Origin of the sequence: Microbacterium sp. NPDC058389, from assembly GCF_042722305.1 — a bacterium.
Classification (GTDB): Bacteria; Actinomycetota; Actinomycetes; order Actinomycetales; family Microbacteriaceae; genus Microbacterium.
On sequence record NZ_JBHXJQ010000008.1, the window covers coordinates 113627 to 126488 of the forward strand.

General features: G+C 69.7%; 7 protein-coding genes and 1 pseudogene. 7 read left to right on the forward strand and 1 reads right to left on the reverse strand.

The genetic code is table 11. The features are described from left to right. Positions 1-143 precede the first annotated feature (143 nt). The 3 genes from ACFWJ8_RS12825 (at position 144) to ACFWJ8_RS12835 (ending at position 6561) form a co-directional block, all read left to right on the forward strand. Positions 144-2375, forward strand: a complete 2232-nt coding sequence (locus ACFWJ8_RS12825) for a discoidin domain-containing protein (RefSeq protein ID WP_378811877.1) — start codon at positions 144-146, stop codon at positions 2373-2375. Between the two features lie 43 nt (positions 2376-2418). Continuing rightward, positions 2419-3810 (forward strand): DUF1996 domain-containing protein, encoded by a 1392-nt coding sequence (locus tag ACFWJ8_RS12830; protein ID WP_378811879.1) that lies wholly within the window; start codon positions 2419-2421, stop codon positions 3808-3810. Between the two features lie 135 nt (positions 3811-3945). Then, positions 3946-6561 carry a discoidin domain-containing protein gene (locus ACFWJ8_RS12835; RefSeq protein WP_378811882.1) on the forward strand — a complete coding sequence of 872 codons (2616 nt, stop codon included), beginning with the start codon at positions 3946-3948 and terminating at the stop codon, positions 6559-6561. Between the two features lie 53 nt (positions 6562-6614). On the opposite strand, the gene ACFWJ8_RS12840 is transcribed toward ACFWJ8_RS12835, so the two are convergent. Further along, positions 6615-7478 carry an SAM-dependent methyltransferase gene (locus ACFWJ8_RS12840; RefSeq protein ID WP_378811885.1) on the reverse strand — a complete coding sequence of 288 codons (864 nt, stop codon included), beginning with the start codon at positions 7476-7478 and terminating at the stop codon, positions 6615-6617. 322 nt (positions 7479-7800) lie between these two features. Here ACFWJ8_RS12840 and ACFWJ8_RS12845 point away from each other — a divergent pair, with 322 nt between their 5' ends. From ACFWJ8_RS12845 to ACFWJ8_RS12860, 4 genes and pseudogenes are all read left to right on the forward strand, one after another. After that, the gene (locus ACFWJ8_RS12845) at positions 7801-8979 is read left to right on the forward strand and encodes an ROK family protein (RefSeq protein WP_378811888.1); all 1179 of its coding nucleotides are present in this window, start codon (positions 7801-7803) and stop codon (positions 8977-8979) included. A gap of 61 nt (positions 8980-9040) precedes the next feature. Beyond that, complete coding sequence (locus tag ACFWJ8_RS12850; RefSeq protein ID WP_378811890.1) at positions 9041-10522, forward strand: M81 family metallopeptidase; 1482 nt, start codon at positions 9041-9043, stop codon at positions 10520-10522. A 156-nt stretch (positions 10523-10678) separates the two neighbouring features. Continuing rightward, positions 10679-12487: a peptide ABC transporter substrate-binding protein gene (locus ACFWJ8_RS12855; RefSeq protein WP_378811892.1), complete on the forward strand. Its 1809-nt coding sequence runs from the start codon at positions 10679-10681 to the stop codon at positions 12485-12487. A gap of 41 nt (positions 12488-12528) precedes the next feature. Beyond that, positions 12529-12862 (forward strand): annotated as a pseudogene (locus tag ACFWJ8_RS12860) (ABC transporter permease); the annotation flags it as partial.

Below are 12862 nucleotides of genomic sequence, written 5' to 3' on the forward strand. Positions count from 1 at the left end.
CGCGGAACCGGGCAGACGCATCGAGTTTACTTACAGTCTTGACAGTAAGTAATTTGCCTCGCCAGAATGGGCCACGCGCTTGAGAGCGCTATCCCGCTCGGGTCCCCAGTCGAGCGGTTCCGACTGACGAAGGAGTCACGCTCGTGTCCCTCACCTCCCCCTCCCCGTCACGGACGCGTCGTCGTGCGCTGACGTGGCTGACCCTGGCTGCCCTGCTGGGCGCGGGTCTTGCCGCCGCGCAACCGGCGGCTGCGGCATCCCTCGACAATCTGGCGCTGGGCGGCACCGCGACCGCGTCGTCGTCCGAGAACCCGACCTACCTGCCGGCGTCCGCCGCCTTCGACGGCGACACCAGCACGCGGTGGGCCAGTCAATGGGCGGATCCGCAGTGGATCCAGGTCGACCTCGGCGAGGTCTCGCACATCTCGCAGCTCCAGCTGCAGTGGGAGGTCGCGCGGGCGACGTCGTACCGCATCGAAGTGTCGGACACCGGCACGGGCGGCTGGAAGACCGTGTACTCCACGACCGACGCCCCGGGCGGCATCGAGAAGCTCGACGTCGACGCCGACGGGCGCTTCGTCCGGCTCACCGGCACCGACCGGGCCAACGGCTACGGGTACTCGCTGTGGGAGTTCGGCGTCTACGGCACCCACGGCGCGGGTCCGGTCGATCCCGTCGACCCGGTCGACCCCGGGACGCCCGACCCCGGCTATCCGAGCAGCGCCGGCCCGCTCACGGCGGCGAGCACCGTCGCGGTGACCGGCACCGAGGGCGACTGGAAGCTGCGCGTCGACGGGCAGCCCTACACGGTGCGCGGATTCACCTGGGGCCCGCCGATGGGCGATGCGGCACAGTACATGGACGCGTTCACGGCGACCGGCGCGAACACCACGCGCACGTGGGGCACCGACGCCGGCACGGTGACGCTGCTCGACGCGGCGGCGGCCAAGGGCGTGCGTGTCATCAACGGGTTCTGGCTCGTGCCCGGCGGCGGCCCCGGCTCGGGCGGCTGCATCGACTACACGACCGACGCGAACTACAAGTCGACCACCAAGGCCGACATCCTCAAGTGGGTCGGCGTGTACAAGACCCACCCCGCGACGCTGATGTGGAACGTCGGCAACGAGTCGCTGCTCGGCCTGCAGAACTGCTACTCGGGCGCCCAGCTCGAGGCCCAGCGCGTGGCCTACGCGCAGTACGTGAACGAGGTCGCCGTCGCGATCCACGCCGCCGACCCCACCCACCCGGTGACGTCGACGGACGCCTGGACCGGCGCCTGGCCGTACTACCGCGACCACGCCCCGGCGCTGGACCTGCTGTCGGTCAACTCGTACGGCGACATCTGCGGCGTCAAGGGTGCGTGGGAGGCAGGCCACTACGGCAAGCCGTACATCATCACCGAGGGCGGACCCGCCGGCGAGTGGGAGGTCCCCGACGACGCCAACGGCGTGCCCGACCAGCCGACCGACCTCGAGAACGCCCAGGGCTACGTCGACGCGTGGCGCTGCATCCGCGCCCACGCCGGCGTCGCGCTCGGCGGCACGCTGTTCCACTTCGGCCTCGAGGGAGACCTGGGCGCCACGTGGTTCAACATCTACCCGGGCGGCAACCGGCGCCTCGCGTACTACAGCATCGCCGAAGTCTGGAACGGCTCGGCCGTGCAGGGCAACCGTCCGCCGCGCATCGCCGACATGACGATCGCGCACGCCACCTCCGTCGAAGCCGGCAGCACGGTGACGGTCGACCTCCCGGTCACCGACCCCGACGGCGACGCGCTCGACATCGTGACGTTCGTCAACTCGAAGTACATCGACGGGAACGGCGGAGTCACCTGGGTCGCGCACGAGCAGCAGGGCTCGCGCATCACCTTCACGGCCCCCGCGCGCGTGGGCGTCTGGAAGTCGGTCATCTACGTCGAGGACGGCCACGGCAACGTCGGCGTCGAGACGCGGTCGTTCCGCGTCGTGCCGCCCGCCGTCTCGGGCACCAACGTCGCCGCGGGCAAGACCGCGACGGCGTCGAGCTTCCAGGTATGGGGCGACAACTACTCGCCCGGCCAGGCTTTCGACGGCGACTTCGCCACGCGCTGGTCGAGCGAGTGGGCGCCGACCGGCTGGATCCAGGTCGACCTCGGGCAGAGCTACCCCCTCAGCAGCGTGCAGCTGGTGTGGGAGGCCGCCTTCGCGAAGTCCTACACCGTCCAGCTGTCGGACGACGGCGTCACGTGGCGCACGGCGGCGACGGTCACCGGCGGTGACGGCGGCATCGATCAGGTCGGCATCTCGGGTCAGGCCCGCTACGTGAAGTTCGACCTCACCGAGCGCGGCACCGACTGGGGCTTCTCGCTCTACGAGGTCGGCGTCTACAGCGGCTGAGGCCATCCCTCGGGGGAGACAGGCAAGGAAAGGAACAACCTCGATGGATCACATCTCACGCGGGCGGCGATGGCGCCCCCGCAGGCCTCGGCTGGCGGCATCCGCCGTCGCAGGACTCGGCACGATCGCGCTCGCCGCGGCGGCGTTCGTCGCCATCGCGCCGAGCGCCCAGGCGGCGCCCGACACGCTCCTGTCGCTGAACGCGGTGACGTCGGCCTCGTCGTCGGAGGGCGCAGGCACGGGGCCCCGGTACGCCGTGGACAACGACCGCGGAACCCGCTGGTCAAGCGGGTGGAGCGACGACCAGTGGTTCCGCGTGGACCTCGGCGAGTCGCACCCGATCGAGCGGATCCGGATCGACTGGGAGGCCGCGTACGCCCGCGACTACACGGTCGCGGTCTCGGACGACGGCACGAACTGGACCGTCGTGGCCGATGTCGCGGACGGGAACGGCGGAGTGCAGTCGTTCGACGTCGACACCGCAGGCCGGTACGTCAAGTGGACGGGGACGGAGCGGGCGACGGGCTACGGCTACTCGTTCCACGAGTTCGAGGTGTTCGGCGACGGCGACCCCGTCGACACCGGGACGCCGGGATGGGACGACGAGGTGACGCACCACGAGTTCCAGGCGAACTGCACGTTCTCGCACTTCCTGAAGGACGACCCCATCGTCTTCCCGGGGCAGCCGGGCGCGTCGCACCTGCACACGTTCGTCGGCAACCGGTCGACGAACGCGTTCACGACGCCCGAGTCGCTCCTCGCGAACACGGCCTCGACGTGCACGGTGCCGCAGGATCACTCGAGCTACTGGTTCCCCGCGCTGTATCGGGGTGACCAGCCGATCGAGCCCGACATCCCCATGACGATCTACTACAAGTCCGGCATCGAGGACTACGAGAACGTCGTGCCGTTCCCGGCCGGACTGCGGTTCGTCGCGGGCGACATGATGGCGACCGTCGCCTCGTTCCAGAGCGCGCCCGGCGCGGTCGAGGGATGGGAGTGCGGTGACAGCACGAAGAACTGGTCCATTCCGGACTACTGTGCGCCGGGCACCGAGCTGAACATCCGGTACCAGTCGCCCTCGTGCTGGGACGGCAAGCACCTGACCCCGCAGGAGGCGTCGCACCACGGCGGCGGCAGTCACATGGCGTACCCCGTCGACGGGCAGTGCCCCGAGACGCACCCCGTCGCGGTGCCGATGATCGAGTTCAAGATCGCGTGGCCCGTGAGCGGCGACCTGTCGGATGTGCATCTCGCGAGCGGCTCTGACCAGTCGTGGCACTACGACTTCGTCAACGCGTGGGACCAGGAGGTCCTCACGGCGCTCGTCGAGCACTGCATCAACGGCGGGCTGCAGTGCAACCCGCGCGGGTACGACCAGTACAAGCCGCATCGCGGCACCGTCCTCGACGAGAACTACGTGCTCGTCGACTGAAACCGATCGCGGAGGCGTCGTCGCCTGCACTGGCACTTCGCCCCCGGAAAACCCGTCAGCGCCCCCTCCTCCGGTGTCGGCGCCTCCGCGATCGCCCCTTCTCGACTTCTCCCCACCAGACAGGAACATTCCGTCATGAGATCCACCTCTCGCGCTGTCGCGACGACGCTCACCGCAGCCGTCTTCGCCGGAGCGCTCAGCCTCACCGGGGCGCTGTCCGCGTCCGCGGTGCTGCCCGCAGCGGCCGCCGCGCCCGGGCTCGTCAGCGCCGGCGCGTCGGCTCAGGCATCCTCCACCGAAGGCGCGTACGCCGCCGGCAACGCCGTCGACGGCGATCGCACGACCCGCTGGAGCAGCGAGTTCTCGGATGTGCAGTGGCTGCGCATCGACCTCGGCGCCGTGGTCGACCTCGAACGGCTCGAGCTCGACTGGGAAGCCGCGTACGCCAAGGCCTTCACCGTCTCGGTGTCGACCGACGGCGTGACCTGGACGCGTGGGGCGACCGTCGCCGACGGCGCCGGCGGAGCCCAGAGCGTGTCGCTCGACGGCACCGGCCGCTACGTGCGGCTCGACTTCAGCAAGCGCGGTGGCCCATGGGGCTACTCGCTGTGGGAGGCGCGGGTCTACGGCACGCCCGCAGGATCCGGCGAGCCGACCGATCCCGGCGGCCCGGGTGGCGGCACCGAGTGCGCCGCGGTGCCTGCGGTGGCGGCATCCGCCACGTCCGAAGAGGGCCCGTTCACCGCGGCCAAGGCGATCGACGGCGATGCCACGACCCGGTGGGCCAGCGCTCAGGCCGACGGCGAGTCGCTCACGCTCGACCTCGGCAGCGTGCAGCAGGTGTGCCGCGTGGACCTGTCGTGGGAGGCCGCGTTCGGCAAGGCGTACCGCGTCGACGTGTCGGCCGACGGCACATCGTGGTCGACCGCCGCGACCGTCGCGGACGGCGACGGCGGGGCCGATTCGGTCGCGGTGAGCGCCGACGCCCGCTACGTCCGCCTCGCGGGCGTGACCCGCGGCACCGGGTACGGCTACTCGCTGTGGGAGGTCCAGGTGCGGGCCGGTGACGGGGCCGGCTCGCCGGGGAACCCGCCGCTGACGGGCGGCGGAGACCTCGGCCCGAACGTCCACGTGTACGAGGACACGACCTCCGACGCGCAGATCCAGGCCGACCTCGATGCCGCGTTCGCGCAGCAGGAGAGCGACCAGTTCGGCGACGGGCGCTTCCAGTTCCTGTTCAAGCCGGGCTCGTACGACGTCCACGCGAACGTCGGCTTCTACACCTCGGTGAGCGGACTCGGCGTGAACCCGACGGATGTGGCGATCAACGGCGGGGTGTGGGCCGACGCGCAGTGGTTCGGCGGCAACGCGACGCAGAACTTCTGGCGCTCGGTCGAGAACCTGACCATCAACCCGCACACCGGCGAGGCGCGCTGGGCGGTGTCGCAGGCGGCGCCGATGCGCCGCGTGCAGGTGAACGGCGACCTCAACCTCGCACCGAGCAGCTACGGCTGGTCGAGCGGGGGCTACATCGCCGACTCGAAGGTCACCGGGACGGTGCGGTCGTACTCGCAGCAGCAGTGGCTGTCGCGCGACTCGTCGTTCGGCGCCTGGGAGGGCTCGGTGTGGAACATGGCGTTCACGGGCGTGCAGGGCGCGCCGGCACCGCACTTCCCGAACCCGTCGCACACGGTCGTCGACACGACACCGGTGGTGGCCGAGAAGCCGTACCTGTACTGGGACTCGTCCGCCGGCGACTACGCCGTGTTCGTGCCCGGCACGCGCACCGACGCGCGCGGCACGTCGTGGGCGAACGGTCCGACACAGGGCCGGTCGATCCCGCTCGACGACTTCTACGTCGCCCAGCCGGGGACGGATGCCGCGACCATCAACCGTGCGCTCGCACAGGGGCTGCACCTGGTGCTGACCCCGGGCGTGTACCACCTCGACGACACGATCCGGGTCGATCGAGCCGACACCGTCGTGCTCGGCCTGGGCTTCGCGACGATCGTCAACGAGGGCGGAGTCGCGGCGATGCGCGTCGCCGATGTCGACGGCGTCTCGGTGTCGGGAGTGCTGTTCGACGCCGGCACCGATGCGGCGCCCGTGCTGCTCGAGGTGGGCGCCGCCGGGGCGTCCGCCGACCACGCCGACGACCCGATCCGGCTGCACGACGTGTTCCTGCGGGTCGGTGGCGCCGTCGCCGGCAAGGTGCAGGACGCGCTCGTCGTCAATTCCGACGACGTGCTCATCGACCACATCTGGGCGTGGCGCGGCGACCACGGCGAGGGCATCGGCTGGGACCTCAACACGTCCCGGCACGGCCTGGTCGTGAACGGCGACGACGTCACGGCCTACGGCCTGTTCGTCGAGCACTTCCAGCAGGAGAACACGCTGTGGAACGGCGAGCGCGGCCGCACGTTCTTCTACCAGAGCGAACTCGCCTACGACGCGCCGAACCAGGCGGCGTGGAAGAACGGCGACCGCCTCGGCTGGGCCGGCTACCGGGTCGGCGACGACGTGCAGCAGCACGACGCGTGGGCGATGGGCGTGTACTCGTACAACAACGTCGATCCGTCGATCGTCACCGAGAGCGGCTTCCAGGTGCCCGAGCGTCCCGGCATCCGCCTGCGCAACCTGCTGACCGTCTCGCTCGGCGGCAACGGCATCATCAACCACGTCGTCAACGGGATCGGAGGCATGGCGAGCGGGACCGACACGATCCCGAGCTACCTGCAGTCGTTCCACTGACGTGGGGCGCGGCGGGGATGGCGGACACGGCGTCCGTCATCCCCGCTTTCGCGTCACCCCTTGATCGCGACGACGAAGCCGCCGCGATCAGCGGCGGCCGTCACGGAGCGGTCCGCCAGGAGCGGCCGGTCGTAGCGCTGCTCGAGGTCGGCGACCGAGATCGCGGCGACGCTCCAGCCCGCGGCCGCGAGCACGGCGGCCGGATCCGGTGGGTCGATGCGGGCGAGCAGCTCATCGAACGGGATGCCGGTGGCCGCGGCGAACGTCTGCAGTCGCTCGCGCGTCTCGGGGGTGTCGGTGAGCGCCGGCGCGCGCTCGATGACGGCGCGCGATCCCGGCCCCGACAGGTCGACGATGTCGTCGAGCAGCGCGGCCTGATCGTGCGCGGCGAGGTAGGGGAGCAGCCCTTCGAGCACCCAGTGCGTGGGCTCGGCCGGACGGAAGCCGCTGCGCACGATCGCGGAGGCCCAGGGTGCCGTCACATCGGCCGCCACGGGGCGACGGTCGACGGTCGGCGCCGCGCCGACGGCATCCATCGTGCCCGTGAGGAAGTCGACGACGTCGGGGGAGTCGAGCTCGTACACGCACGTGCCGTCGGGCCAGTCGAGCCGCCAGGAGCGCGTGTCGAGGCCGCTGCCGAGGATCGCGACCTGACGCAGGCCGCCCGCGCGCAGCTCGTCGTCGATGAACCGTGTGCGCAGGCCGATGTACGTGGCGCCGAGCAGCATCGACTGCTCGACCGCAGGCACCTCGTCGATGTCCTCGGGCCAGCGCTCGGGGAAGGGCACGGCGACCTCCGACGCCCGCACGAGCGCGGCCGCCCAGGGGTCGACGACGAGGGGGTCGGGGCGGTCCGATTCGAGCGCGCGCGCCGCCGCCACGGCCACCGCGGTCACTCCGACACCATTCACGGGCATTGGTCCATGATCGTCGTCGCACCCCCGGCGCCGAGCCCGATTCGCTGATGGCGCAACGGGCCGCCGGCAGGCCCGGCCGAGAATTCAGGAGACTCCGGCGGTCCGCGCCGCACCAACCGCGGAAACACGCGGCAGCCGCCGTACCGACGCCCCGTCGTTCCTGAATTCTCGGCGGGCTCGGACGGCGCAGAGCGGATGCCGGTCCCCCCGCGCGTCCGTCGAGTCAGGGGACTGTTCCTACGAGGGTTGAAAGAGTTCGTCCGAATTCGACGCAAGTTGCTCGCTCTGCCCGTATGGTGGGTCTCCGAGAGGGAGGCCTACGATGACCGCCACCAGCACGCCGAGCGCAGGGGAGCTGTTCCGCCTGGTGCAGAGCGGGCGCGCCGAGTCGCGCGCCGACCTCAGTCGCCTCACGGGACTGAGCGCCTCGACGGTTGCCCTGCGTGTGGAGGAGCTGATCGCGCACGGCTATCTCGAAGAGACCGGCCGGGGCGTCTCGAAGGGCGGCAGACGGCCGCGGATGCTGGCGGTCAGCGCCGGCGAGACGATCGTCGCCGCCGTCGACCTGGGCGAGCGTCACATGACGATCGTGCTCATGAACCGCCGCGGCGAGGTGCTCGCCGACTCGAATCAGCCGCTCTCGCTGCTCGACGGTCCGCAGCGCGTCCTCGTCGACGTGTGGGACAAGGTGCAGGAGCTCGCCCGCGAGCTGCCGGGCACCCGCATCGAGGGCATCGCGATGAGCCTGCCCGGCCCGGTCGACTCGCGCGACGGCCGGCTGCTCGCGCCCATGCGGATGCCCGGGTGGAACGGCATCGTCGTCGCCGACCTGCTCCGCGACATCACCGGGCTGCCCGCCCATGTCGACAACGACGCCAATGCCATGGCGATGGGGGAGTTCGTCGAGCGCGGGCAGAGCGTCAACGAGCTCGTCTTCGTGAAGGCCGGCTCCGGCATCGGCTGCGGCGTCATCGTGGGCGGCGAGCTGTACCGCGGCTACCGCGGTGTGGCCGGCGACATCAGCCATGTCGCGCTCGCCGGTGCGCCGCCGGTGATCTGCTCGTGCGGGCGCGTCGGGTGCCTCGACGTCGTGGCGAGCGGGGCGGCGATCGTCGACGCGCTGCGGGAGTCGGGCATCGCCGTGGACCACCTCGAAGACGTGCTCGCGCTCGCCGCCGATGCGCATCCGCGGGCGACCGGACTTCTGCGCGAGGCGGGCCAGCGCACGGGCGAGGTGCTCGCGACCATCATCAACTTCTTCAATCCGAGAGTGCTCGCGATCGGTGGGCAGCTGGCGACGGCGGACGCCTTCATCGCCGGCGTGCGCCAGGCGATCTACACGCTGTGCCTGCCGATGTCGACCGACCTGCTCGAGATCAGCGTCTCGGCGGCCGGTCCACTCGGCGGTGCCCGCGGCGTCGGCGACGCCCTGCTGGCGGCGCTGCTCGAACCGGAGCGTATCGACCGTGACCTGAAGGCAACTTCGTCCAAGATCGAATGAAGATCGGCTAGTTAGTCCTGAGGGGCGAATGGATTCTCCGTACCCTGCCTAAACTGGCGTGGTGACCCAGCATCCTCTCCCGCGTATCGCGATCGCCGGCATGGCGATCGAGTCGAGCACGTTCTCCCCTCACCGCGCCGGGGCGCGCGACTTCCAGCGCGTCGAAGGCGACGATCTGATCCAGCGCTACCCGTCGCTGCGCGACGGCACGTACCTCGGTGCGGCGCAGTGGCTGCCGGTGTACTACGCGCGGTCGATCCCCGGCGGCGCCGTGCTGCGCGAGGTGTACGACGAGATCAAGGGGCGCATCCTCGACGGCCTCCGGACCCTGGTCGCCGAGGCTCCGCTCGACGGGCTCTTCTTCGACATCCACGGCGCGATGAGCGTCGACGGTCTCGACGACGCCGAGGGTGACCTCATCACCGCCATCCGCGAGGTGATCGGCACCGATGTCGTGGTGTCGGCCTCGATGGACCTCCACGGCAACGTGTCGGACCCGCTCGTCTCGCAGGTCGACATCATCACGTGCTACCGGCTCGCGCCCCACGAAGACACGTGGGAGACCCGCGACCGCGCCATCAAGAACCTCGTCGAGACCCTGCAGTCCGGGATCGCTCCGCGCCGCGCGCACGTGACGGTGCCGATCCTGCTCCCCGGCGAGAAGACCTCCACGCGCGTGGAGCCGGCCAAGAGCCTGTACGCCCGCATCGACGAGATCGAGCAGCGCCCCGGTGTCATCGACGCCGCGGTGTGGATCGGCTACGCGTGGGCGGACGAACCGCGCTGCCACGGCGTCGTGGTCGTGACCGGCACGGACGACGCGGCGATCTCGGCCGCCGCCGAGGAGCTCGGGCAGGCATTCTGGGACGCGCGCGACGAGTTCGAGTTCGTCGGCCCTCCCGGAACCCTCGCCGAGGGCGTCACCGCCGGTCTCGCCGCGACGGAGACGCCGTACTTCATCAGCGACTCGGGCGACAATCCCGGCGCCGGCGGCACCGGCGACGTCACGTGGACGCTGGCGCAGCTGCTCGCCGACGAACGGCTGACCGCCGCCGACGCGCCCACCGTCCTCGTCGGCTCGATCTTCGATGCCGAAGCCCTCGCCCAGCTGCGCCTGCAGGGTGTGGGGGACACCGTCACGGTGACCGCGGGAGCCCGCATCGACCACGGTCCGCACGGCCCGGTCACGATCACCGGCGTCCTGGAGGGGCTGTACGAGGGGGATCCGGATGCCGGCGGCATCGCCGTCATCCGCGTCGGAGGCCTGCGGGTCATCGTCACCGAGTTCCGCAAGGCGTACCACGCCGTCGAGGACTTCACCGCGATCGGGCTCGACCCGCTCGCGGCGCAGATCGTCGTCACGAAGATCGGCTACCTCGAGCCCACGCTGTACGCGATCCAGCGCGGCTGGACGCTGGCCCTGACGCCGGGCGGCGTCGACCAGGACCTGCAGCGTCTCGGGCATCACCGCATCCAGCGTCCGATGTTCCCGTTCGATCGCTTCGAGACGGCTCCGGACCTGACGCCGCGCCTCTTCGGCTGAGTTGCTCGAAGCTTGCTTGCTCCGAATATGGAGTAAGTAAGTTACGAGAACGTAATAAGGATGGCATTGCGCGGGTACTTTCTGCGTGAATGATGAAAAGTGCGTCGAGAAACCAACGAACATGACCCGTCTCGACCGTGTGAACAAGGAGGTTTGATGCGTAAGCCAGTGATGCGACGTCTCTTCGCTACCCTGAGCGTCGTGGCGGCCGGGGCCCTCGTCATGTCCGGATGCGCGTCGTCCGCGACGGAGTCGGCCGGCGACACGAAGGACTCGGTCAGCTACGCGCTTCCGGCAGGAACCGGCCCGAACTGGATCCTGCCCATCTCGAGCCCGGACACGATGGCCACGCACAACAGCGCGATCAAGGCCACCATGTGGCCGCGCCTGTTCGAGTACAACGGCACCAGCGGAAAGATGGAGTGGGACCAGAAGGGCTCGGCCGCGAAGTCGTACGAGTTCAGCGACGACCACCTCTCCGTCACCATCACGCTGAACGACCTGGACTGGTCGGACGGCGAGCCCGTCACGTCGCGTGACGTCGAGTTCTGGTACAACCTCGTGCGGTACAACGCCGAGAAGACGGGCGGCTACTCGGCCGGCCGCATCCCGGACAACATCACGAACTTCGAGATCATCGACGACAAGAACTTCACGCTGACGTTCGACGCCGTCTACAACGAGGAGTTCCTGCTCGCCAACCAGCTGAGCCTCGTCTACCCGATGCCCCAGCACGCGTGGGACAAGACGAGCGCGGACGGCGAGATCGGCGACTTCGACCAGGACGCCGACACGGCCGTCCAGGTGTTCGACTTCCTGTTCTCTCAGGCCGAGGACATGAAGACGTACGCGACCAACGAGCTGTGGAAGACCGTCTCGGGGCCGTACACGGTCAAGAGCTGGTCCGACTCGGGCCAGGTCGTCCTCACCGCGAACGACAAGTACACCGGTGACGACAAGCCCGCCATCAAGGAGGTCACCTTCGTTCCGTTCACGTCGGCCGACGCCGAGATGAACGCGGTTCGTTCGGGCGACGTCGACTACGGCTACGTGACCAGCGCCCAGCTGACCAACGAGAAGCAGTTCACCGACCTCGGCTACTCGGTCGAGCCGTGGGCGGGCTGGTCGATCACGTACATGCCGTACAACTTCGCCAACCCGGAGAAGGGCGCGTTCTACGACCAGCTCTACGTGCGCCAGGCGCTGCAGTACGCGGTCGACCAGGAGACGATCTCCGACGTCATCTGGCACGGCGCGGCCACCCCGGACTACGGCCCGGTGCCGCAGACGCAGGACTCGGCGTACCTCTCGGACGTCCAGAAGGACAACCCGTACCCGTTCGACCTCGACAAGTCGGCCGAGCTGTTCACCAGCCACGGCTGGACGAAGAACTCGGACGACGTCTTCGAGTGCACCACGCCCGGTGCGGGCGACGACCAGTGCGGTGAGGGCATCGCCGCCGGCACGAAGGCCGAGATCGTCGTGACCACGCAGAACGGCTCGCAGGAGACCGACAACATGATGGCCGAGATCCAGTCGTCGCTGGCCAAGGTCGGCGTGAAGATGACGATCGACGCCAAGCCGCTGGACTCGGTGCTCACCGAGGCGCAGTCCTGCAAGGTCGAGGGCTCGACCACCTGCAGCTGGGAGCTGGTCTTCTTCGGCACCGCGGGCTCGTGGTACTTCCCGGCCTACCCGACGGGTGAGCGCGTCTTCGCGAAGGACACCAAGTGGAACGCCGGCCAGTACGACAACCCCGAGGCCGAGACGCTCATCAACCAGATGACGGCCTCGACCGACCCGCAGATCGCGCAGGAGTACTCGGCGCTGCTGGCCGAGGACCTTCCCGTGATGTGGATGCCGAACCCGGTGTACCAGGTCTCGGTCATCAAGAAGGGTCTCGACGTCGCACACCAGGACCCGGGTGCGTCGTTCTACCCGCAGCGGTGGTCGTGGACCGACTGATCTGACAGTCACCGGCGACAAGAAGCAGAAGTAGAGGAAGCATGACCACGGCGACGGCGCAGACCGCGCGCACCACGGCCAAGGCCGGGGGCAACCGGTTCGGCATCTGGATGTTCCTGGGGCGACGTGTCGTCCAAGGGCTCATCGTCATCCTGATCGTGACGCTCATCGTGTTCGCGCTGCTCAACCTGGCGATGCCCGAGGGCCCGGCCCTCGGCATCCTGGGCATGCAGGCGACGCAGGAGCAGATCGACGCGTTCAACGCGGCGAACGGCTACGACCAGCCGCTGTGGCAGCAGTACCTCACCTTCCTGTCGCACCTCGCCGTCGGCGACCTGGGCGATTCGTTCACACAGACAAGCCCCGGGCGCGCCC

Excerpts from the sequence above, each read along its gene's own strand:
- ACFWJ8_RS12830 (WP_378811879.1), top strand. The coding sequence starts at position 2,419 with ATGGATCACATCTCACGCGGGCGGCGATGGCGCCCCCGCAGGCCTCGG.
- ACFWJ8_RS12835 (WP_378811882.1), top strand. The coding sequence starts at position 3,946 with ATGAGATCCACCTCTCGCGCTGTCGCGACGACGCTCACCGCAGCCGTC.
- ACFWJ8_RS12840 (WP_378811885.1), bottom strand. The coding sequence starts at position 7,478 with ATGCCCGTGAATGGTGTCGGAGTGACCGCGGTGGCCGTGGCGGCGGCG.
- ACFWJ8_RS12845 (WP_378811888.1), top strand. The coding sequence starts at position 7,801 with ATGACCGCCACCAGCACGCCGAGCGCAGGGGAGCTGTTCCGCCTGGTG.
- ACFWJ8_RS12855 (WP_378811892.1), top strand. The coding sequence starts at position 10,679 with ATGCGTAAGCCAGTGATGCGACGTCTCTTCGCTACCCTGAGCGTCGTG.